The organism is Lentilactobacillus parabuchneri DSM 5707 = NBRC 107865 (assembly GCF_001435315.1).
In the GTDB taxonomy this organism is placed as follows: domain Bacteria; phylum Bacillota; class Bacilli; order Lactobacillales; family Lactobacillaceae; genus Lentilactobacillus; species Lentilactobacillus parabuchneri.
This window is the reverse complement of the sequence record NZ_AZGK01000001.1, coordinates 205,325-228,686: the sequence shown is the minus strand read 5'-3', so window position 1 is coordinate 228,686 and position 23,362 is coordinate 205,325. Positions and strand designations below refer to the sequence as shown.

At 44.3% G+C, this 23,362-nt stretch carries 21 protein-coding genes; 4 read left to right on the top strand and 17 right to left on the bottom strand.

The genetic code is table 11. From position 1 onward, the window contains the following. Positions 1-133 precede the first annotated feature (133 nt). Positions 134-955, top strand: coding sequence for a pyruvate, water dikinase regulatory protein (locus FC51_RS01220; protein WP_057909200.1), 822 nt, complete (start codon positions 134-136; stop codon positions 953-955). Positions 956-958: 3 nt separating this feature from the next. Here FC51_RS01220 and FC51_RS01215 read toward each other — a convergent pair whose 3' ends face one another. The 7 genes from FC51_RS01215 to hisS all read right to left on the bottom strand — a co-directional run bounded on the left by FC51_RS01215 (position 959) and on the right by hisS (position 9,442). Further along, positions 959-1,879: a deoxyribonuclease IV gene (locus FC51_RS01215; protein WP_075141343.1), complete on the bottom strand. Its 921-nt coding sequence runs from the start codon at positions 1,877-1,879 to the stop codon at positions 959-961. Further along, positions 1,872-3,092, bottom strand: a complete 1,221-nt coding sequence (locus FC51_RS01210) for a CDP-glycerol glycerophosphotransferase family protein (RefSeq protein WP_057909201.1) — start codon at positions 3,090-3,092, stop codon at positions 1,872-1,874. Before FC51_RS01210 ends, FC51_RS01215 begins: the two co-directional genes overlap by 8 nt. Positions 3,093-3,108: 16 nt before the next feature. Continuing rightward, positions 3,109-3,918 carry an ABC transporter permease gene (locus FC51_RS01205; protein WP_057909202.1) on the bottom strand — a complete coding sequence of 270 codons (810 nt, stop codon included), beginning with the start codon at positions 3,916-3,918 and terminating at the stop codon, positions 3,109-3,111. A gap of 13 nt (positions 3,919-3,931) precedes the next feature. After that, entirely contained in the window at positions 3,932-5,083 is a 1,152-nt protein-coding gene (locus tag FC51_RS01200) for a CDP-glycerol glycerophosphotransferase family protein (RefSeq protein WP_057909203.1), read from the bottom strand. Between the two features lie 100 nt (positions 5,084-5,183). Continuing rightward, positions 5,184-6,059, bottom strand: a complete 876-nt coding sequence (locus FC51_RS01195) for a YitT family protein (RefSeq protein WP_057909204.1) — start codon at positions 6,057-6,059, stop codon at positions 5,184-5,186. A gap of 279 nt (positions 6,060-6,338) precedes the next feature. Then, positions 6,339-8,132 carry an aspartate--tRNA ligase gene (gene aspS / locus FC51_RS01190; RefSeq protein ID WP_057909205.1) on the bottom strand — a complete coding sequence of 598 codons (1,794 nt, stop codon included), beginning with the start codon at positions 8,130-8,132 and terminating at the stop codon, positions 6,339-6,341. 2 nt (positions 8,133-8,134) lie between these two features. Further along, positions 8,135-9,442, bottom strand: a complete 1,308-nt coding sequence (gene hisS, locus FC51_RS01185; protein WP_057909206.1) for a histidine--tRNA ligase — start codon at positions 9,440-9,442, stop codon at positions 8,135-8,137. Between the two features lie 366 nt (positions 9,443-9,808). On the opposite strand from hisS, the gene FC51_RS01180 reads away from it, so the two are divergent. After that, entirely contained in the window at positions 9,809-10,651 is an 843-nt protein-coding gene (locus FC51_RS01180; protein ID WP_057909207.1) for an N-acetylmuramoyl-L-alanine amidase family protein, read from the top strand. Between the two features lie 5 nt (positions 10,652-10,656). Here the strand turns inward: FC51_RS01180 and FC51_RS01175 are convergent, their stop codons facing one another. From FC51_RS01175 to FC51_RS01150, 6 genes are all read right to left on the bottom strand, one after another. Continuing rightward, complete coding sequence (locus tag FC51_RS01175; RefSeq protein WP_057909208.1) at positions 10,657-11,298, bottom strand: HAD hydrolase-like protein; 642 nt, start codon at positions 11,296-11,298, stop codon at positions 10,657-10,659. A gap of 54 nt (positions 11,299-11,352) precedes the next feature. Continuing rightward, positions 11,353-11,799: a D-aminoacyl-tRNA deacylase gene (dtd, locus tag FC51_RS01170; protein WP_057909209.1), complete on the bottom strand. Its 447-nt coding sequence runs from the start codon at positions 11,797-11,799 to the stop codon at positions 11,353-11,355. A gap of 12 nt (positions 11,800-11,811) precedes the next feature. Next, complete coding sequence (locus FC51_RS01165; protein WP_057909210.1) at positions 11,812-14,040, bottom strand: RelA/SpoT family protein; 2,229 nt, start codon at positions 14,038-14,040, stop codon at positions 11,812-11,814. A gap of 76 nt (positions 14,041-14,116) precedes the next feature. Further along, positions 14,117-14,860, bottom strand: coding sequence for an RsmE family RNA methyltransferase (locus tag FC51_RS01160; protein WP_057909211.1), 744 nt, complete (start codon positions 14,858-14,860; stop codon positions 14,117-14,119). 1 nt (position 14,861) lies between these two features. Then, on the bottom strand, positions 14,862-15,821 hold the full coding sequence (gene prmA / locus FC51_RS01155) for a 50S ribosomal protein L11 methyltransferase (RefSeq protein ID WP_057909212.1): 960 nt from the start codon (positions 15,819-15,821) through the stop codon (positions 14,862-14,864). Positions 15,822-15,927: 106 nt separating this feature from the next. Continuing rightward, positions 15,928-16,281 carry a hypothetical protein gene (locus FC51_RS01150; protein WP_057909213.1) on the bottom strand — a complete coding sequence of 118 codons (354 nt, stop codon included), beginning with the start codon at positions 16,279-16,281 and terminating at the stop codon, positions 15,928-15,930. A 156-nt stretch (positions 16,282-16,437) separates the two neighbouring features. Here FC51_RS01150 and FC51_RS01145 point away from each other — a divergent pair, with 156 nt between their 5' ends. Both FC51_RS01145 and FC51_RS01140 read left to right on the top strand, forming a co-directional pair. Beyond that, the gene (locus FC51_RS01145; protein ID WP_057909214.1) at positions 16,438-16,833 is read left to right on the top strand and encodes a hypothetical protein; all 396 of its coding nucleotides are present in this window, start codon (positions 16,438-16,440) and stop codon (positions 16,831-16,833) included. A 175-nt stretch (positions 16,834-17,008) separates the two neighbouring features. Then, positions 17,009-17,446 carry a hypothetical protein gene (locus FC51_RS01140; protein WP_057909376.1) on the top strand — a complete coding sequence of 146 codons (438 nt, stop codon included), beginning with the start codon at positions 17,009-17,011 and terminating at the stop codon, positions 17,444-17,446. Between the two features lie 139 nt (positions 17,447-17,585). Here the strand turns inward: FC51_RS01140 and lepA are convergent, their stop codons facing one another. The 4 genes from lepA to grpE form a co-directional block, all read right to left on the bottom strand. Then, complete coding sequence (gene lepA, locus FC51_RS01135; RefSeq protein ID WP_057909215.1) at positions 17,586-19,424, bottom strand: translation elongation factor 4; 1,839 nt, start codon at positions 19,422-19,424, stop codon at positions 17,586-17,588. 176 nt (positions 19,425-19,600) lie between these two features. Then, a complete protein-coding gene (gene dnaJ, locus FC51_RS01130) occupies positions 19,601-20,746 on the bottom strand; it encodes a molecular chaperone DnaJ (RefSeq protein ID WP_057909216.1) in 1,146 nt (381 codons plus the stop codon). A gap of 109 nt (positions 20,747-20,855) precedes the next feature. Continuing rightward, entirely contained in the window at positions 20,856-22,727 is a 1,872-nt protein-coding gene (gene dnaK / locus FC51_RS01125) for a molecular chaperone DnaK (RefSeq protein ID WP_057909217.1), read from the bottom strand. A gap of 27 nt (positions 22,728-22,754) precedes the next feature. Continuing rightward, a complete protein-coding gene (gene grpE, locus FC51_RS01120; protein WP_057909218.1) occupies positions 22,755-23,357 on the bottom strand; it encodes a nucleotide exchange factor GrpE in 603 nt (200 codons plus the stop codon). Positions 23,358-23,362: the final 5 nt, after the last annotated feature.

Genomic DNA, 23,362 nt, shown 5'->3' with positions numbered 1-23,362 from the left:
ACATAAAAGTGCTTTCTAAAACGGTTCGAAGTAAATTATACATATTAATCGATACATCGTCAATGATTTAGGTAAAAATTGATCCATCATGTTAATATTTAATTAGTAAATATAATTCTAGAGGTCAAATGCTATGAAAACACAAAACATTTTTATTATTTCAGATTCCAGTGGCGCAACCGCTCAAACTATTGCCCAAACCGCCCTGTCACAATTTCCGGATGTCAAAGCTGAAATTCGTCGTTTCCCGTTTATCCAAACCGAATCAATTCTCAAGGGAATTCTTAAAATCGCCCTGGCCAACCACGCGATGATCTTTCACACCCTGGTCAGTATTGAACTCAGTAAGATGGTCCGCGATTTCTGCAAGGAAAACGGCATTTACGACTTTGACTGCGTTCAAACCCCAATGCGGATGCTGGCAGAAGTTACCGGCCAACAACCGGCTCACGTCCCTGGTCTGATTCATGATTTGAACCAAAATTATTTTGAACGAATCTCTGCAATTGAATTTGCGGTCGAAAACGATGACGGTAAGAATCCGAAGGGCCTTTTGGAAGCCGACATTGTGTTACTTGGTGTCTCTCGGACGTCTAAGACCCCACTCTCGCTGTACTTGGCAAATCAAAACCAACGTGTGGCCAATCTGCCAATCGGGCCTGACCTCCAGTTACCGGAAGAAGTTGACCAAATCGATAAAGATAAAATGTTTGGCCTCTTGAATACACCCGAAAAGCTCAGTAAGATTCGCAAGCAACGCATGATTTCATACGGGCTTAACGCGGACACGCCTTACTCTGATCCAAAACATATCAAGACTGAATTAGAGTATGCCAAAAAGTTGTATCGAAAGATCGGCTGTCTGACCATCAATGTCGCCAATAAATCCATTGAAGAAACGGCAACCATTATTTTGGAAAGCCTGAACTTGGATACAACGGAATTTGAAGATTAATCCCTAGAAGGGCTTACCAGCCTTCATATCTTCGACGATGTTGGGATTAAAAACTTGTCTTTTAAGCATTGCAACTTCATAACCATGGGGATTCCATTTCGCTTTTTTGTCCTCAGGATCCTTTAAAATCGGCGTTTCCATAATCTTGGGAACGTCTTTTAATTGGTCGTGGTGGGCAATGTAGTTCAAGGTGTCAAAGCCAATTGTCCCAAGTCCAATCATCTCGTGTCGATCTTTATGACTGCCCTGTTCATTTTTCGAGTCATTTAAATGAATGACCTTTAACCGGTCAATGCCAATCACGTGGTCAAATTCATTCAATACCCCATCAAAGTCGTCCTTAATGGCATAACCCGCATCACTGGTATGACAGGTATCGAAGGTGACGGATAACAGGTCATTATTTGTGACTTTATCAATAATTTCAGCCAGCTGTTCAAAACTGGTCCCCACTTCCGTCCCCTTGCCGGCCATTGTTTCAAGCGCAATCTGGACAGTTTGATCATCTGAAATCACTTCATTTAACCCCTTGGCAATCTGGTCAATCGCCTTTTGGGGTCCCGCACCAACATGGGCACCGGGATGCAGCACAATCTCTTTGGCACCGATCGCTTCGGCTCGCTTAATTTCTTCACGCAAAAATTCGACACCAAAGGTAAAGTTTTGGGGTTTTAACGTGTTTCCCAAATTCACGATATAAGGCGCGTGGACAACCACTTCCTTAAGTCCGTGTTCTTGCATGTATTGCTTGCCGGAGGCCCCATTCAGCTTCTCAATCGGCTTTCTAACGGTATTTTGTGGCGCACCTGTATAAACCATGAAGACAGTTTCGCCAAACGATGCCGCTTCTTTGGCCGACCCTAAAAACATCTCTTTGCCATTCATGCTGACATGGGATCCAATTAAAAACGGTTCATTACTCATCAATAGTTCCTCCTCTTAAAATCAACTGGCTGACTTTCTCGGCTGCCGTTCCGTCTTCCCAAGCACAGAATTTTTGGTTGAAACGATCTAAATTTTCCTTGTATGATACAAATGACCCATTTTCCCGATATTCACTCAACAGCTTATAAAAATCAGGCTGATTAAGTGCCATTGGCCCAGGCAGATTTTGCTGGTCATATTGAAAGTAAAATCCACGTAATTGATCACGATAATGCTTTAGGTCATATGGATAAAACAGCATTGGCCGCTTTAAGTTGGCAAAATCAAACATAACTGATGAATAGTCCGTGATCAACAGATCCGTGATCAAATAAAGCTGATTGATATCTTCATCGGCAAGAATTTTGACCCGGTCCTCAAAGCCAGTGATGTCAATACTGTCTTTAACCAAATAATGAGGTCTAATGATCAAGATTGTTTGGGGATCAACGCTGTCAAAAAAGTCATCCAAATTAAACGGCAGTGTAAATTTATACTTTCCCTGCTCACTAAAATCATCGTCACGCCAAGTTGGCGCGTACATCATCACCTGGTTGGGAACAAAGCCAAACAGGCTTTTTTTAATCGCTGCTTTTGTTTCCGGAGTGTTCTGTTCATATAAAACATCGTTTCTTGGATACCCAATGTCTAAAAATCGGCCGTGATATCGAAACGCCGACTTGAAAATATCATGCGAATATTGATTCGGTGCAATGAGATAGTCCCATCTGGCCGCCTCATCGATAAATTCTTGGTGGTATTGGGCCGTCGTGCTGCCTGGAATCTCAACATTGGCAATATCGACACCTAATTTTTTCAAAGGGGTGCCATGCCAAGTCTGGATAAAGGTCGTCCCCTTATTTTTTCGCCACCATTTTGGCATCCGTGAATTCATTACCCAAAATTCAGCCCTGGCGATGTATTTGACCCAGCCGGGAGTGAAGCGTTTGACAAACTGGATGTTTGGATAGCGGGCACTCAACTTAGCGTACTCTGAAGGCTTCACACTAAAGTAACAGCGTTTAGCGGCAGTTGGATCGTCATGAACTAACTGCTTGTAAATCGCAAATGGATTATCACTAACATCCTTCCCATTAAAGCTTTCAAACAGGACGGTCCCTTGTTTGACCCGCATACAAATAAACCCATCGTTCATCACGATGAGTATATAGCGAGCTATGAGTTTGATAAAATTAATTAATTGATGTTTCAAAAACTCACCCTCAAAACTAAATTAAATCAACAAATCTTGAACGGAACTTGTAGTGCAGATGCGAACCGACAAGTAAGAAGAATAGAACCATTCCCCAAAAGACGATTGTCAACGTCGGCTTCTGCCAGAACCAGGCTGAACCAAGCATGCCGTCACGGAACCCGGAAACAATGTAGAAGAAGGGGTTCAACTGCAAAATGTGAACGAACACTGCTGGGAACGAATCCGTTTGGAAATTAAACAGCACACCGGACATGTAAAAAAGCATCCGCATTAAAGACTGCAACAAGATTCGGTAGTCTCGAACCAAAACTGAAATGGTGGAGTTGAAAATTCCAAAGGCAATTAACCATGCAATCATACAAATGAAGTAATAAATCCACTGAACCCAATAAATAGATGGGTAAACACCATACAAGAACCCAATGATGATTGAGAAAACCAGCATGGTCCAAAAAGCGCTTAAATTGCTGATAATTTTGATGGTTGGTAAAATACTGACCGGAAACTTCATTTTAGAAACCATTCCGACCCGTTGGTAAATGCTCTTTGAAGCATCCAAGCTGGCCCGGTTCATAAAGAACCATGGTGTAATTCCGATGACCATCCAAACCAGGTAGTCAACACCATGAGTTGAATTACCATGCTTCAATCCGATACCAAATACCAACCAGTAAATACCGATTTGAATCAACGGATAAAGGTACTCCCAAATCAATCCTAAATAATGGCTTTGATACTCTGCTTTATCCTCGTACTTTGAGATTCTAAAAATGATCCCAATATTTTGAAACTGCTCTTTAATTAACGTACTAACTTCTTTCAAATTCAGGCACTCCTTAATTAGATTCTAAGAATTTTAAGTAGCGATTGATAACGCGGCCAGTGGCTTTGCCATCGTTATAAGTATTCCAGTGTTCATTAAATTTAGTAAAGTCAATTGGCACTGGATTTACGATCTCTTGTTTGAGCTGATCGACTTTAGTCACTGGTTTTGACGGTAACCAGTCCAGAAAATCGTCTTGAATACCAGGGTCTTTTTGATAGTGATCCAAATCAAACATAAAGAAGATGATCGACCTGGCATTGGGCAACAGGCTGAAATCAAAGGCAACCGACGAATAATCGGTTACCAAAGTATCAGCGACTGCCAGAAGGTCACTGGTCTCCAGTTCGTGGTAGAACTTAATTTTGGGATTGCCAATTTTTCGCATCGGAACTTCCTTGTCTCGTAGAACCGGATGTAATTTGACAACCACCAAAGCGTTTGGATCAGCTGCCAAAGCGTTTCCCAACCCTTTAGGAAGCTTAAAATCTTGATGTTCCCGATAAGTCGGTGCGTAAAGGATTACCCGATGCCCCTTTAATTCAGGAGCAGCCCGAAAAATCCGCTCGCGGGCATTTGTCTGCCACTCGGCACTCAGATATTGGTCGGACCGCGGATAGCCTAATAATTTGATCCGATCAAAATTCTCATGATAGCTGTTGACAAACACATTTCCCATTGCCTTTGAACCGACGATGTATTCATCAAAATGGTCATAGACTTGTTGAAAACGTCGTTTGTCAGAGCGACTGCGACTTTCAGTCGTCGGGTCTTCCCAGCCAAACTTCTTAATTGCACCATCCGCATGCCAAATCTGGACGATCTTAGTCCGTTTTGATTGAACCAAGCCTCCCAGAAACGCGTAATAGTTGTCACAAATGATCAACTTGGCTGACATTAACAGCGAAACGTTATCGAAAACAAATTTGAGGCCATCGTGAAACGGCCGCACAGTAATCCCAAAAGCTGCCAAGTCCGTCGCTGCCGCCTCGGTATTTGGTCGATAAAGAACGGCTAACTGATACCGATGTGGTAATTGCTGTGCCAGCTGCTTAATAAAATGGACGTTGTCGTCAAAGCTCATCACGTAAATGACTTTATGCTTCGGTCGCCAAACATTGAAAATTGAAAAAAGCTTGATCAACCATAAATAAAGGACTTTCAAAATCTTCACCGTATTTCAGTTTATTGTAATCACACACTGAAATATTATAACATAAACCCGCATCAGAACTTATTTCTTAGGAAATCTTTAGAAATCTGCCTTAAGGCTTTGGTTCATAGAATCGACCAAGGATTTTGACCGAATCAGAAATGCTTGCAAATGCATTTGGATCCGATTCCAGCAAGGCTTCCTCCAATTCACCCATTTCATATCGCGAAATGACGGTAAATAAAATCGTTTTGGCATCGTGGCGGTAAGCCCCTTCGGCGTTGTGAACAATCGTGATTCCACGACGAAGGTGATTTTGAACACTGTCAATCACCGTATTCGGACGGTTTGTAATGATCATCACCTGCATCTTTTGCTGACGGGTGTAGGTCATGTCCATAATCCTGGCGTTGACGATTAAACTCAAAACAGAATAAAAGGCGTATGGCCAGCCGTACATGATAGCGGCCGAAATAATAATCAAGGAATTAAAGGCAATGTTAATTGTTCCAATGGATTTACCCGTCCGCTGGCGGATCACGATCCCAAGAATATCAAGACCACCGGTGGAAATCCCGTTTCTAAGTGCCAAGCCGGTTCCAAACCCATTCACCGCCCCACCAAAAATGGCGCAGATAATGGGATCATGAGTCAACGGGATTGGCTTTAACAACTGAATCATAAAACTGGATAAGAAGACGGTGATGATGGTAAAAATGGTAAACTCATGGCCAATTGCCCGCCATGACAGCAAAAACAACGGAATGTTCAGTAGAAACAAACCGAGTCCAGTGGAAATCGTAAACGGCATCAAGCGACTGCTTATCGTGGTCAGTAACTGGGCAAATCCGGTGATCCCGGACGAATAAATATGACCGGGGGTCCAGAAAAAGTTAACCGCAATTGAAACCAGAATTGCGTAAATAAACGAAGTTGAAATTTTCGTTACATAAGTGTGTCGTCGCATCAATTTAGAAACGTCATCCATAAATAAATCCCCTTCAAAACTTTTTAAACGTCTTGTTTAATCATAAACGTTAATTGAAAAAATGCCATTAAAAAATATGGTCGGCCCAAATCCGGTTAACTGCCAAAATAAAAGAGAATGATCAAACTATCCTGACATGGATGTTTAAATCATTCTCTTATACGGCCCGAAGTTACTCAACAAATGAGATTGTCGGCGCTTTCTCCGGCCCTTCAGTAACCCCAAGCGATCAGCTTAACTGATTGATTGTTTCAAATCAGTTTTTCATAACTGATATGACTATTTTTTAGTATCGTCATCCGCATTGGCGACAAACAAGCCTAAATCTTGCAGCTGTTTGTCAGCAACGGGTTGTGGCGCACTGGTTAATGGTTCAACGGCCTTTGAATTCTTAGGAAAGGCAATCACGTCCCGAATGTTATCGCGGTCAGCAAGCAAGCGGACGAAACGATCCAGTCCAATTGCCAGACCACCATGAGGCGGAAAACCATAGTCCAGGGCATTTAGGAAGTAACCAAATTGTGCTTCGGCACTTTCCTTGGTAAATCCAAGGGCTTCAAACATCTTTTCTTGAAGTTCACGCGTGTGAATACGGATTGAACCGCCGCCTAATTCCAAGCCGTTTAAGATAATGTCGTAACTTTGGGCGTAAGCCTTGTGAGGATCTTCGCCTTCGTTCATCAAATAATGCACGTCATTTTCGTTTGGCATCGTGAATGGATGGTGAGCAGCGACGTAACGCTTCAAGTCAACGTCCCAATCAAACAGTGGCCAGTTCACAATCCAAAGAAAGGCAAATTTAGATTCGTCAATCATATTTTGTTCTTTGGCGATTTCAACTCGGAGGTAAGCCAAGGTGTTGGCAACGACCCGGCTGTTATCGGCAGCGAATAATAACAGGTCACCAGGCTTTGCTTCAGCCTTTTCCAAAATCTTTTGACGTAAATCAGCATCTTTAAAGAATTTGGCGATTGGGCCATTAAAGCCGTCGTCAGTCACTTTCAACCAGGCAAGCCCTTTGGCGCCAAAGCGTTCCACGTATTCGGCAAACTTATCGAGATCCTTACGTGAATACTTCTCAGCACCACCAGGAACGGCGATTGCTTTAACTTGACCGCCATCTTCAACCGCACCGGAGAAGACCTTGAAATCAACGTCTTTCATGATGTCGGATAAGTCCTTTAGTTCCATTCCAAACCGCACGTCGGGTTGATCAGTTCCGTAACGGGCCATTGACTCATCCCAATCCATTCGTTTGAATGGCAGTTCAACGTCAATTCCCATGGCATCTTTCATGACCTTGGCAATGAAACCTTCAGTGACGTCTTCAATTTCTTCCTGATCGGCAAACGACATTTCCATATCGATTTGAGTAAATTCAGGTTGCCGGTCGCCACGCAAATCCTCATCCCGATAACAACGGGCAATTTGGTAATACTTGTCAAAGCCGGCGCCCATTAACAACTGTTTAAATTGTTGAGGTGATTGTGGCAATGCGTAAAACGACCCTGGATAAACACGTGAAGGTACCAAATAATCACGGGCACCCTCAGGTGTTGATTTCGTCAACGTTGGCGTTTCAATATCAATGAAACCATTCTGGTCAAAGTAACTGTGAATTGACTGAATGATGCGATTTCTCAATAAAATATTTTTCTGCATTTCTGGTCGTCGAAGGTCCAAGTAACGGTATTTGAGCTTCAAATCTTCAGAAACGTTAATCCCATCTTGAATGTAGAACGGCGGTGTTTTTGCAGTTGCCAAAATCTTAGCTTCGGAAATATCGACTTCGATCTTACCAGTCTTCATCTTAGGGTTGATTTCCTTGTCGGCACGGGCAACAACTTTTCCCCTGGCTTCAACAACGTATTCGCTTCGCAGCTTGTCGGCAACGGCTAATGCGTCCTGACCGAATTCTTCGCTGAATACTAATTGGACGATGCCTTCACGGTCACGTAGTTCGATGAAAATCAATCCACCAAGGTCACGACGTTTTTGGACCCATCCTTTTAAAACAACTTCCTGGCCGATGAGCTGTTCATCGACGAGGCCAGCATAAGTGGTTCTCTTCATGTCTAATCAATCTCCTCATCATCTGTAAAATGTTTGGTAATAATGTCGTCAAAATCATGCAAAATGTCACTCACGGCAACGGTCACCTCATGTCCGGTCCGCATCTGCTTAACGTTGGCCGTTTTGTTCTTCAGTTCAGTCTCGCCAATCGTAATCGTGTACTGGGCATTTAACTTATTAGCCGTCTTAAACTGCGCTTTTGGCTTACGATCGAGATAATCGCGGTCCGAAGCAAAGCCGTCAGCCCGCAAAGCTTGGACGATCTGCAAAGTCTCAACACTGGTTTGTTCGCCAATGCCGACCACGTAAACATCCAACTGGTCAAGTACCGGTAACTTAACATTTTGAGCATTCATCAATAGCAGTAACCGTTCCATTCCCAGACCAAATCCGATCCCGGGCATTTCCGGTCCGCCCAATTCTTCAACCAAACCGTTATAGCGACCGCCGGCACAAATTGTCGTATAGCCCTCGCCAAGTGCTTTGGAATCTGCCATGATTTCAAAGATGGTGTGGTTGTAGTAATCCAAGCCACGAACCATTTCGGGATCAATGACGTAGGGAATATTCAATGACTCCAACAAGGCCTTCACGCGGTCAAAGTGCTTCTTTGAATCCTCGTTCAAGTAATCCAAAATGGATGGCGCACCCTTGACGATTTCCTGGTCGCGCTTGTCCTTACTGTCCAATACCCGCAACGGGTTCTTGTGCAGCCGGACCTTTGAATCATCACTTAATTCATCAAAATGAGGATCCAAATAATCAATCAACGCTTGTCGGTACGCGTCCCGAGATGCTTTGTCACCCAAACTGTTAATTTCCAGTCGCAAATCAGACAATCCAAAGTGCTGCAACAAATCCATGCCCATTGCGATGACTTCAACGTCTAATTCGGGTTCGTTACTGCCAAAGGCTTCCACCCCAATTTGATGGAATTCCCGTTGACGACCGGATTGTGGCCGTTCGTAACGAAACATTGATCCCATATAAAAGACTTTGACGGGACGTGGATGTTCCGGTCCATATAATTTGTTCTCAACAAAAGCACGAACAACTCCGGCCGTGCCTTCCGGGCGCAAGCTCATATGCCGATCACCTTTATCGGTGAAATCATACATTTCTTTGGTCACAACGTCGGAAGTATCTCCAGATGTTCTGGAGAAGACGTCGAAACTTTCAAACATTGGTGTCCGAATTTCTTGATAGCGATAGTCGTTAAACAACATTCGAGCCGTTTCTTCAACGTAATTCCACTTCTGAGCTTCGTCCGGCAAAATATCAGCCGTTCCTTTTGGTCGTTGATATCTCATGTTTGGTTCCTCCCATTTAAATTCCGAAAAAAAAGACCCCTGTCCGAAGACAAGGGTGCAATGCGCACGGTACCACCTTAATTAGTTCTCAAGGATAACGCTCGCACGAATAGCATTTCGCTATTAACCATTATTAGCAAAAAGTGTCACTTCGAAATGATCAACACGGTCTTCCATCAAATGGCCGCTCTCTGGCTGAAGATAATTTCTACTGTTCTTTTTATCGGTTGAATATTTAACTGCCTTTAAGGTTAGAGGAACCGCCGGCAAATGTCAAGGCTAATTGAGATGGATTTCTAATCAGACTAGCTTAAGACCGTGATTTCAACTATAATATTATTATTTGAGTGAAGGAAAGATTTGACTTTGAAAAAAATTTGGGAAAATAAAAGCTGGATTGTTGCAACTTTAGTCATTGCGGTGACTTTTTTTGTGTTGATCCTGGCCCTGGAGTCAAACTCCGTGACGGTTAAAGTCAACCAGCTCAATATCAGAAGCGGACCGTCCGTCACCTATTCCGTGAAGGCCAAAGTCAAGCAGGGACAGCGGCTGCAAGTCATTAGCCGAAAAAGCAACTGGATCAAAGTCATTTATAAACACAAAACAATCGGCTGGGTCGCCGCCTGGTTGGTTCAAAACAGTAGCGTTCAAAACGTGACCCGGCTGTCAGAAGCCACAATCGTTCTTGATCCGGGACACGGCGGCTCGGATACCGGTGCCTTATCCATGTCTGGTTCTCCCGAAAAAAAATACACCCTGCAAGTCGCACAACTCGTTCGAAAAAAGCTCCAGGCAAAGGGGGCCCGTGTCGTGATGACCAGAGACTCTGACAAAACAGTTGCCCTGGCGGCAAGACCAGAAGTTGCCAATGCAAATTCAGCCAACGCATTTGTCAGTTTTCACTTTGATTCATCCGATGTTAATAACGTGGCTTCCGGCTACACGTGTTATTTCTATCACCCCGGTGATTCAAAACAACTTGCCAGTTCGGTGAACCAGCAAATGACAAACCTCCCTTTAAAGAGCCGTGGCGTCGAATTTGGCAACTTCCTGGTAATCCGGGATAATTCAGTCCCCGCCATTTTGATTGAGGGCGGTTATATCAACACCGCTAGAGATTTTAAACAAATTCAAAATCCAACTTATCAAAAAAAGTTTGCCTCAGACGTTGTACGTGGATTGGCAAACTATTTCAAAAATCATTCCTAATTTATTTATTTATTGGTCAACCATGGAACTAACTCGTTGATTTCAGTAACCCTAATCTCCGGGTTTCCAGAATCAACAATTGTCCCATCCGGATCAAACAGACACGAAGCGATATTTGCATTGTGCCCCGCAGCAACATCTAATTTGCGGTCGCCAATCATAATCGCTTTTTTTCTGTCAACTTCGTAGGTTTCAATCAACCAATTAATTGAATCCGGCTGTGGCTTTCGAGGAAAGTCTTGATCGGATGTCACAAAGCCGCTGAAAAAGTCCAAGAGGCCAAACTGGTCGAGCATCCCCTTAGCCTGATTATCACGATGGGTTAGCAGAAAGTTCCGCCCATCCATCCCTGAAATTAGTGACAGAACTTCCTTCACCCCGGGAAACGGCAAGGCGTCCGCAACCATTTTTGTCTGGTATTGACAATTGAGCTTTCGCAGTGACGCTTCCTTAAGGCCATAAAATGCCGAAAACTTTCGAATTGCGGTCCCAACATCATGCTGCCGCATTGTTTCATAAATTTGATGTTCGTCAATTTCCACATCATCAATTCCCAAATCAGACAACGCCTGCATAAAGGCCGCCACCATCTTTGGATAGGTATCAAACAAGGTCCCATCAAAATCCCAAAATAATTGATTAATCATGCTGTTACTCCTTAAAAAAGCCGAACCCAAAGATTCGACCCCGTATTTTTAAGCTTATTTGTGATCGGTATCAAAAATAATTGTCACCGGTCCATCATTTGAAATGTCCACCAGCATATCAGCACCAAAGACGCCGGTTTGAACGTCAAGGCCTTCTTGGCGCAAACGGGCATTTAATTGCTCGTAGACCTTGTCGGCATGCTGCGGCTCTCCGGCACCAGTGAAGCTTGGCCGGTTTCCCTTTTTGGTGTCGGCATACAGCGTAAACTGCGAAATTGACAGAATTGCACCGTTAACTGCATGGATATCTAAATTAAGCTTCCCCTGTTCATCTTCAAAGACCCGCAACTTGCTGATCTTGTGTGTCAGGTAGTCGACTTCTGCGTCACCGTCGGCATCACTGACACCCACCAGTAACACGAAGCCCTTTTTGATTTGGCCATGAATTTGACCGTCAATTGATACAGACGCTTGTTTAACTCGTTGTAATACGACTCTCATCCAGTTAAGCTCCTATCTGAATTTTCGTTCGACCAGGTAAACGTCGTGGACATTTTTAATTGCCCCGATAACCCGGTCAAGTTGTTCCAAGTTCCGCACGCCGACCGCAAGGCTAATGGTGGCCATTTTGTTATTATCCACCCGGCCGTTAACGGAGGAAACTGATTTACTGACACTATTGACGGCGGTTAAAACGTTCGTCAATAATCCCGAGCGATTATAACCCTGAACCGATAACGTGGCGTTGTAAGTCGGCCGTTCTTCCGGCGTTTCTGCCCAGGCAACCTGAATTAAACGTTCACCGTTTTCTTCGGCAACCTTAATATTTGGACAGTCTACCCGGTGAATCGAAACGCCTCGTCCCTTGGTAATGTAGCCAACAATTTCGTCACCCGGTACCGGCGTACAACAATGGCTAAGCCGGACAAGCAAATTATCGACGCCTTCAATGACAATACCGTTGGAAGATTTGCGACGTTTTTGTTTCTTGGTCGCCTCGCTATCCTCTGAAATTGTTTGGTGACCTTCCAGAACTTCTTTTTCAGCCTGATCTTGACGCTGCTTTTTCAACTGGGCCCGGGCATCTTCGGTCAACCGATTAATGACACCGGTTGGCTGGACATCGCCAAACCCAACTGCAGCAAGCAAATCGTCGGCATGTTGATAGTGCATACTGCTGGCGGCGGTTTCTAATTTTTCTGGCGTCATAATGCGGTTGGGCTCAAATCCGCCCTCACGCAGCTTTCTGGACAGCAGCGTACGGCCGTCTTCAATATTTTTGGTCCGATCTTCCTGTCGGAAATATTGTTTGATTTTATTTCGTGCTCTTCTGGTATGAACCAATTTAAGCCAATCACGGCTGGGACCGGCTGAGCCAGTTGCCGTGATGATATCGACAATATCGCCATTTTTGACTTCATGATCCAACGGCACGATTTTGCCGTTAACCCTGGCACCAGTCGTATGATTTCCGACTTCGGTATGAATCATGTAGGCCATATCAAGCGGCCCGGCGCCTTTCGGCAATTCGTAAACATCACCTTTAGGAGTAAAGACGTAAACGTGGTCGCCGAATAATTCACCTTTCACACTATCCATAAAATCGGCAGCGTCATCGGTGTCTTCTTGAAGTTCAATAATCTGTTTGAACCAGTTAAGCTTGTTATTATCCTGAGAAGTCTTAACGCCGTTTGTGATGCCTTCCTTATAAGCCCAGTGGGCAGCAATACCAAATTCAGCGATTCGGTGCATTTCTTCGGTTCGAATCTGCACTTCCAGGGGTTTTCCTTCCGGACCAATGACGGTCGTGTGAAGCGACTGGTACATATTGGCCTTTGGCATAGCAATATAATCTTTGAAGCGGCCGGGCATCGGCTTCCACTCTGAGTGAATCGCACCTAATACAGCGTAACAATCCTTAATTGAATCGACAATTACCCGAATGGCCAGCAAATCATAGATTTGGCTAAATTGCTTGTGCTTTTCAACCATCTTTCGGTAAACCGAGTAGATGTGCTTCGGACGGCCATAAATTTCTGCTTTAACACCCAAGGCAGAAATGGCCTCTTTAACTTCGCTAATGGCTTTTTCAATGTAATCAACCCGTTGATCCCGCCGTGAATTCATCAAATGAACGATCCGGTAGTATTGCTGCGGGTTCAAATATCGAAGCGAAATGTCTTCCAGTTCCCACTTGATAGTTCCGATACCTAACCGATCAGCGATGGGCGCATAAATTTCCAGAGTTTCACTGGCAATTCGGCGTTGTTTGTCTGGGCGCAGTGATTTTAAAGTGCGCATGTTGTGCAGGCGATCGGCCAGCTTCACAATCATCACACGAATATCCTTACACATTGCCAGCAGCAGCTTACGGTGGTTTTCGGCCAACCGCTCTTCACTGGATTTATACTTGATCTTCGACAGCTTGGTGACACCATCAACAATTAAGGCGACATCGTGTCCAAAGAGTTCCTGGATGTCGCTTAACGTCGCTCCGGTATCTTCCACCACATCATGAAGAAACCCGGCAGAAACCGTCTCAGGATCCATATGCAGGTCGGCAAGAATTCCGGCAACTTGGATTGGATGGGTAATGTAGGGCTCTCCTGATTGGCGTTTCTGGTATTGATGCGCAATCTTGGCAAATTGATAAGCCTTTTTGACTTCATCAACGTGGGCTTTGTTCATGTATTCTGAAACTTTGTCAATGACGTCGTCCGATGTCCAAATTTTCGTAGCCATTTTATCAACTCTTCTCTAATCTACTCTTGTTGAGATTCATTATTATCATAATATCATTGTTTGCACGCTAATTCAGCTAACTTAATAGTTCGGTCAACACCGAAACCGCCGACAAAAAGTATAACGGTGCAGTTTCAGTCCGCATGATGCGTGGTCCCAAACCAGCGAGCCGGTAGCCGTTGTTAACGAGTAAATTGACTTCGCCTTCATCGATCCCACCTTCGGGACCAAAGACAGCGACAATGGACTGTCCGGGTTTGGTTGCTCGAACAGCCTTGACTAAATTGGCTTCCTCACCAATTTTAGCAGATTCCTCGTAAGCGACAATTTTAGTGTCAAACGACAATTGGTTCAATGCTGCCAGCCCGGAAAGGTAGTCCACCTTTGGGACCTGATTTCTATGAGACTGTTCAGCGGCACTTAACGCCACCTCATTTAATCGGGTCAGCTTCTTGGCTGCCTTTTGGTCCCATTTGACAATCGACCGGTTCATCGGCAGAAAAATCACGCGATTAACCCCGAGTTCAGTGGCCTTCTGGACAATTAACTCGGGTTTATTAGCCTTGGAAAGCCCGCTCACGATGGTTGTCTCAACGGGCAGTTCGACATTTCGATCAAGGGCAGAGGTAATGGTAGCCGTTACCACTCGGCCATTAATTTGGCTAATGGCAGCTTGAAATACCTGCTGATTTTGATCAACCAATTCAAATGAGTCACCAACTTGGGCTCTCAAGACCCGGCTAAGATGATGAGAAACGTTGTCAGGAAGCGAGACGACTTTGCCGACACTTAAGACGTCGCTTACAAAATAGTGTTGCATCCTAATCCCCATCCTTTGGCTTTTGGGCGATGATGCCGTACCAATCTTTCATCCGCAAGGTTTCAATGATTTGAAAGCCACCCGCAACCAGTTGCTTTTTAACGACTTCATACTTATCCTTGATAATTCCCGAAGTCAGGAAATAGCCGCCTGGTTTTAAATTTTCATAGGCTTGAGGAACCAACGGGATGATGATTTCTGCTAAAATATTGGCAACAACAATGTCGACCTGTTGGTGGATGCCCTTGAGCAAATCATTTGCGGAAACGTGAATATCTTTGGCAGCTGGGTTCAATTGAATGTTTTTTTCCGCAGAGCGAACCGCAATGTCGTCAACGTCAAACGCCTGAATAGGACCAGCACCCATTAATTTTGCTGCAATGCTTAGGACGCCTGATCCCGTGCCGACATCCAGGATCGTTTCATTTCCCTGCATGACGATTTCCAGTGCCTGCAGCGACAGTCGTGTTGTCGGATGGGTTCCGGTGCCAAAGGCCATGCCGGGATCCAAACGGACAATTTTTTCCTGGTCGGATTTAGGTTGATAGTCTTCCCAACTGGGCACAATCGTGATAAACCGCGAAATTGAAACGGGATGATAATACTTTTCCCAAGCTGTTTGCCAGTCTTTGTTAGCAACTGGTGTTATCGTAATTTCAGCGGGGCCTGGATTTAAATTAAATTTTGAAAGGCCACGAACCTCGTCGCCGATTCGGGCAGCTTGTTGATCAATGTGTTGGTTATTTGGGTAGTACGCCGAAACAATCGCGCCTTGCGTAATGTGGGTCAAGTCGTCAGGATCAATAATTTCACCATGATCGCCGTAACGCCCCGGCTTAAGCTTGGCAAAGTCCTTGGCGTCTTCAATTGATACGCCGGACGCACCATGTTCCATTAAAATATTTGAAACAGCTTCAACTGCCTCACTTGTTGTCATCACTGATACTTCGGTCCAGTCCATGGGAGTCTCCTTTAAAGTTTGATGTTTTTGACGTTCTTGTGCTTGGAATCATTTTAGTGAGCGATGCTTAACAACGCTGACTAGTAACTTCAAAAAACGGTCCACCCTACTTGGATGCACCGTCTGATACCTTGTTTTCTTTTTCAGCCTCGGCTTCGCGAGCGCGCACTTTAGCCTCATGCTTTAGCAGATGACCTTCCAAATAATTTAGAAGTTCAGACTCATTTTCAAAAATGCGGGGATGCTTTTGTTTATGAAGTCGCAAATCGATTTCGTTGATTCGCTGCCGACCAGTCCATTTGTGACTGTACCGAATAATGAGACGATTATCCAAGCGGTCGCGGCCAAACCTAAAAATATAAATATTATCCGGCGTCAACAACGGTCGGATATATTCCTTTTTATAAAAGTAACCATTTTTTCTCAAATATTGTTTAGTTCGACTTAGAATAATGAACACCTCCCAGCATTTAATACTTGAATTATCAAATCGATTAAAAAACGAATTAATATATATAATAATTGAATATGTGAGAAAACGCAACATTTTCACATAATTAATCAGTTGCGCTACTTGACAAGTTTATCATATGATGGAAGAAAGGAGTTGAGAAATATGGAATTCTTCCGTATTCGATTTATAAACAAGATTCGTCCCGATACCATCGAAATTCGCTACCGGGCTGTGTTGGAATCACATTCCAGCGACACCATTTTTGAGGGGCATCAGTTATTTCTAAAAAGTTATTTGGACACCACCATCTTAAAATCTGGTGAGGTTGCGTTAAAAGCAATTTACAATATTTTTTCCGCGACCCCTAAAGATCTCATCTTGGACCAAGTGTCATTCGAACAATCCCATGACAAAACGTTACTGGAAGTTCCGACGAAACAGTTTTTCGATCAGTACATCATCGATAATGGCGTCCTTGATCGCGTCATTCACCATGAAGACAAAAACGGAAAGCCGGTCATCGATACCAAATTAGTGACGGAGCTCAGAATTGGTTAATCATTTTAACCAGCAGCCAACTACATAATAGTTGACATTCATGTGTCAGTTGTCATATGGTGATTGTGACAAATCGTTCAATGTTTGCAATATCATTACCGCACATATATCAGTAAACGGGGGAATTGAATATGAAACTAATTTGTATCACATCATCATTTCCGGGTACCGGAATATGACAACCAGGGAGAAAATCAAAGCGGTTTTAAACAGCCAGGATAGTGCCTATCAAATTCAACAAATGACGGGCGTCAATTCATCAATCATTATTCGCTTGCGAAATCATACCCGCTCAATCGATCATTTAACACTTAATACGGTTGAAAAGCTGGAAAAGTATTTTGATTACCACGTCAAGTACAATCAATCCCAAACACCTGCTTCAGTCGAATTGTCGTACTTCAGGCACCGTTTGATTAATTTACTCCAAGAACTTTACGAAATCCAACAGGCGAAGGCCGAATCAGACGACGCCCGCCCAGATGAACGGGCGATGACTGCCGCAATCGAACAGTTATTTAATGACGTCATCACTGATAAGCTGGAACTTGAGCAGCTCGAAAGAATTTATCAAAACGCAATTGGCCACATCGAAAAACCGACGTTAAACTGATCCTAAATTCAAATTAAAATCCCATTATTTTGGAGAACCTCCAAGATGATGGGATTTTTATCTGAACCGATTAAATCACTCATGTCGGAAAATGTCGGAATTGGCTGTTAACAAGTAAGCGCATCTTGACCACGATTGCTTATTTGTCGCCCTTTTCTTCCTCATCAGTCTGCAAAACTGCCATGAAGGCTTCTTGAGGAATATCGACCTTCCCAACGGCCTTCATTCGTTTCTTACCAACCTTTTGCTTTTCAAGCAGCTTCATTCGACGGGTGCGATCGCCACCATATAGCTTGGCGGTCACATCCTTCCGGTAGGCCTTGATGTTGGTTCGCGCAATGATCTTCGCACCAATGGCAGCTTGAACCGGAATTTCAAAGTTTTGCCGGGGAATAATGTTTTTTAATTTTCCGACAATGTCTCTGGCTCTCGGTGCCGCAAACTGCCGGTGAGAAATAAAGCTCAGTGCATCGACTTTTTCGCCGTTTAACAAGATATCAATCTTGACCAGATCACTTGGTCGGTAATCTTCCAAATCGTAGTCAAGAGAAGCATACCCCTTGGTGCTTGATTTTAATTTATCGAAGAAGTCAAAGATAATTTCGGAAAGCGGCATATGGTAAATGACGTTGACCCGGTACTCGTCGAGGTACTCCATTGTGTCAAACTCCCCACGGCGCCGTTGGCAAAGTTCCATGACCGGGCCGACGTAATCGTTGGGAACCATGATCGTTGCTTTAACGTAAGGCTCTGAAATTTCCTTGATCGCGGATACGTCAGGCATTTCAGACGGGTTTTCAACCGTTTTGGTGCCGCCATCTGTTAACTTCACTTCGTAAGTAACGGAGGGAGCCGTCGTAATCAGTTCAAGGTTAAATTCGCGTTCCAACCGTTCCTGAACAACATCCATGTGTAACAAGCCCAAAAATCCACAACGAAATCCAAAGCCAAGTGCTTTAGAAATTTCTGGTTCGAACTCTAAAGCCGCATCATTTAATTTTAACTTTTCAAGGGCTTCTCTCAAGTCGTCAAATTTTGCGTTATCGGTCGGATACAGCCCCGCATAAACCATTGGATTCATGACCCGATAACCCGGAAGTGCCTCGTCAGCCGGTCGATTGGCATTTGTGACCGTATCACCAACACGGGTCTGCGTGATGTCCTTGATGCTGGCAGTAATGTAACCAACATCTCCAGACATCAAATAGTCCCGCTTAACGGGCTTCGGCGAGTTAACCCCAACTTCAGTGACTTCGTACTCACTGCCGCTGTTCATCATCCGGATCTTATCGCCGGGTTGAACCGTCCCTTCAAACAGCCGAACACTGAGGACAACGCCACGATAATCATCGTATACCGAATCAAAAACCAGCGCTTTTAACGGTGCATTCACATCCCCATTCGGAGCTGGAATCTTATGAACGATCTGCTCAAGCAATTCAGGAATCCCAATGCCTTTTTTAGCACTGGCCAAGACGGCATCGGACGCATCCAAACCAATCACATTTTCAATTTCAGTACGGACCTTTTCGGGTTCTGCTGAAGGTAAATCAATTTTGTTGATCACCGGAACGATTTCCAAATTATCGTCGATGGCCAAATAAACATTGGCCAAGGTCTGAGCTTCAACACCTTGAGCGGCGTCAACAACCAACACCGCCCCCTCACAGGCCGCCAGACTCCGTGAGACCTCATAGGAGAAGTCCACGTGCCCTGGCGTATCAATTAGGTGGAATTCATAGTCGTGGCCGTTTTTGGCGTGATACGTCAGTTCTACGGCGTTTAATTTGATCGTAATTCCTCGTTCCCGTTCCAAGTCCATGTTATCAAGAAGTTGATCCTTCATATCACGTTTGGCAACGGTATCCGTCATTTCCAGGATTCGATCGGCTAAGGTCGATTTCCCATGGTCAATGTGAGCAACGATGGAAAAATTGCGAATATATTTTTGATGGTCCTTCATTTTGTTTAAATCCATGTTGTATTCTCACTTTCATTTGTTTAACTCATTGTTTCAATTATACCAGCCCTTCCAGTTTATCTAAAGATTCATTGGCCGGCAAGTGTAACCGTAACCCACAGGGCTATCAAAAAAGGCCAAACATGACGATTTTCGCCAGTTGGCCTCCTGCTTCGCTTCATGATTACTGTGTCTTACTTATCAAAAGCGTCTTTCATTTTATCGAAAAAATTACTGCCGCCCTTGCCGGCGATATTGTCACCGCTGGCCTTCGCGAATGCTTCAAGGGCAATCTTTTGCTCTTTGTTCAGGGCCTTTGGTGTCACAACGTTAACGGTCACACGTTCGTCACCATTTCCATTGCCCCGAAGTCTTGGTGCGCCCTTTCCTTTCAGACGGAATGTCGTTCCAGTCTGGGTTCCGGCAGGGACTTTTAATTCAACGTCTCCATGAACGGTCTTCACATGAATTTTACCGCCAAGCGCTGCTCGGGCAAAAGTAATATCCTGGTTGACGTAAATGGTCGATCCATCTCGAGTGAAGTCTTTACTTGGCTTTACTCTAAAGACAATATACAAATCACCGTAAGGGCCGCCGTTATCGCCAGCTTCACCTTGTCCTTGCAGACGCATTTGTTGGCCGTCATCAATTCCGGCAGGAACTTTGACTTCAAGTGTATGGCGTTCGTCAGTCTTCCCGCGGCCACCACAGGTTGGGCACTTTTCTTTAATTTCTTTACCAGTTCCATGACAAACCGGGCAGGTCTGACGTGACTGCATCCGCCCAAGTGGCGTATTTGTCTCAGTCACGACATAGCCACGGCCGCCACAGTTTGAACAAGTCACCGGAGACGTCCCCGGCTTAGCACCAGTTCCGTGACAGGTCTTACACTGGGCTTCACGATTGTATTTGATTTCAGTCTTTTTCCCAAAAATCGCTTCTTCAAATTCAAGGGTCATCTGATATTGAAGATCCCGTCCTTGTCTGGGTGCGGATGGATCAGCGCGTTGCTGGCCACCACCGAAGAATTGACTAAATATGTCATCAAATCCAAAGCCGCTACCACCATCAAAGTTACCAAAGCCACCTTGACCTCCAGCGCCGCCAAAGCCTGCACCGGCGCCATCAGCTGAACCATACTGGTCATAATTGGCCCGCTTTTGCGGATCACTCAGCGTTTCATATGCTTCGTTAATTTCCTTAAATTTTGCCTCGGCATCGGGAGCCTTATTAATATCTGGATGCCACTTCTTAGAAAGTTTACGATAGGCGTGTTTGATTTCATCATCGCTGGCGTCTTTGGATACTCCGAGAATGCTATAATAATCTTTTTCTGCCATTAGAAACTCCCATCTTCATACAATTCTTTAACCATGATAATATACCATATTTTAACAAAAAGCCAAAGCCAGTCGGCCTTGACTTCTCATTAGAAATATTAATCAATCGTTATTTTTTATCATCATCGTGAACTTCATGGAAGTCACCATCAACGGTGCCATCGTCACCCTTGCCGTCACTGTTACCATCGGTTGAACCACCTTGGGTTCCAGCGTCGCCTTGAGCCTGGCCGTCTTTAGGCGCCTGTTGTTGATACAACTTGACTGCCAAATCTTGAACGATCTTGTTCAAATCGTCTTTTTTGGCCTTCATGTCGTCAACGTTGTTATCTTCCTTCGTCTTTTTGAGGGCGTCACGAGCGTCTTCAGCCTTCTTGATTTCGTCATCTGATACTTTGCCCTTTACATCTTTGAGCGTCTTATCAGTTTGGAAAAGCAATTGGTCGACTTCATTGTTCAAATCAGCTGATTCCTTACGTTGCTTATCAGCTTCTTCGTTTTCTTTAGCTTCCTTCATCATCTTTTGAATTTCATCATCTGAAAGGCCTGATGAATCCTTGATGGTGATCTTTTGTTCCTTACCGGTCCCTTTATCCTTGGCAGAAACGTTTACAATCCCGTTCTTGTCAATATCGAATTTAACTTCGATTTGAGGAACCCCACGAGGAGCTGCTGGAATGTCAGTCAACTGGAACTGACCAAGCGTTTTATCATCGGCAGCCATTGGACGTTCACCTTGAAGAACGTGAATGTCAACGGCCGGTTGATTATCGGCAGCAGTTGAGAAGACTTGTGATTTGCTGGTAGGAATCGTTGTGTTACGATCAATCAACTTGGTGAAGACACCACCCATGGTTTCGATACCCAATGAAAGCGGTGTGACATCAAGTAAAACAACGTCTTTCACATCACCAGTAATCACACCACCTTGAACAGCAGCACCCAAGGCAACGGCTTCGTCAGGGTTGATTGAGTGGTTGGATTCCTTGCCGGTCCATGATTTAACAGCTTCTTGAACAGCTGGAATTCGAGTTGAACCACCATTTAAGATGACTTGGTCAATATCTGATGTACTTAACTTAGCATCCTTCAATGCGTTGTCGAACGGGGTCTTGGTCTTGGCAACCAAGTCGGCCGTCAATTCATTGAATTTGGCACGGGTCAAAGTAGTTTGCAGATGCAATGGCCCATTATCGCCTGCTGAAATAAATGGCAAACTGATTTCTGATTCAGTCACACCGGACAAATCCTTCTTCGCCTTTTCGGCAGCATCCTTCAAACGTTGAAGCGCCATCTTGTCTTTAGACAAATCAACGCCGTTTTCCTTCTTGAAGCCTTCAACCAACCAATCAATGACACGTTGGTCAAAGTCATCACCACCAAGGTGGGTATCACCGTTTGTTGACAGAACTTGGAAAACACCGTCACCCAATTCAAGGATGGAAACATCAAACGTTCCACCACCCAAATCGTAGACCAAAATCTTTTCGTCTTTATCCTGCTTATCCAAGCCATATGCCAAAGCAGCGGCGGTTGGTTCGTTGATAATTCGCTTAACGTTTAAACCAGCGATCTTACCGGCATCTTTAGTTGCTTGACGTTGTGCATCGTTAAAGTATGCAGGAACGGTGATAACAGCATTTTCAACTTTGTCACCAAGATAATCTTCTGCAAAATCTTTAATGTACTGTAAGATCATTGCTGAAATTTGTTGAGGCGTATACTTTTTGCCTTCAATATCAACCGTGTAACCTTGTTCGCCCATGTGACTCTTGATTGAACGAACGGTGTTTGGATTGGTAATTTCCTGACGCTTGGCAACTTCCCCAACCTGAGGCTTGCCATCCTTAAATGCAACAACAGATGGCGTCGTTCGAGTTCCTTCAGGATTTGGAATAATCTTAGGTTGACTGCCTTCAAGAACGGCAACAGCGGAGTTAGTGGTTCCTAAATCAATACCAATAATTTTATTACTTGCCATAGATAGTCCTCTTTTTCTTTTAATGTTTTATTTTGCGACAACAACCATCGCTGGTCGAAGAACGCGGTCCTTCAGACGGTAACCATCTTGAAGCACCTGTACAACTGTGTCGGCCGGATGATCATCATCAGCCGGTGACGTTTGAACTGCTTGATCAAACTTTGGATCAAATGGCTTATTCAACGCATCAATCACTTCAACCCCGTTATCAGCCAGGGCTTTGTTGAAATGCTCGTAAACCATTGAGACCCCCTTCTTAAGCTGCTTGCCACTTTCATCAGTGACATCAACTTTTAAGGCTCGCTGCAAATTATCGACAATCGGTAAAATGTCGTGGGCCAATTGCTGACCATCATACTTAATCAAGTCAGCCTGTTCCTTCTTGGCATGAGCTTCGATATTTCGCATATCTGCTTCCGCACGCAGGAACTTGTCTTCCATATTATCAAGTTTCTTTTGCAGCTCAACAATTGTTTGTTTTAATTTTTCTGTATCGGTTGAACTTTTGCCACGAGGTTTGTCAGCGCTGGATTTCTTCTTCGCATCCTTTGTCGCGTTCGGTTGCGTTGATTTTTCCTGTTTTGGCGCGTTTTGATTCTTCTTCACTGAATCATCTTTGCTATCTGCCAAACAAT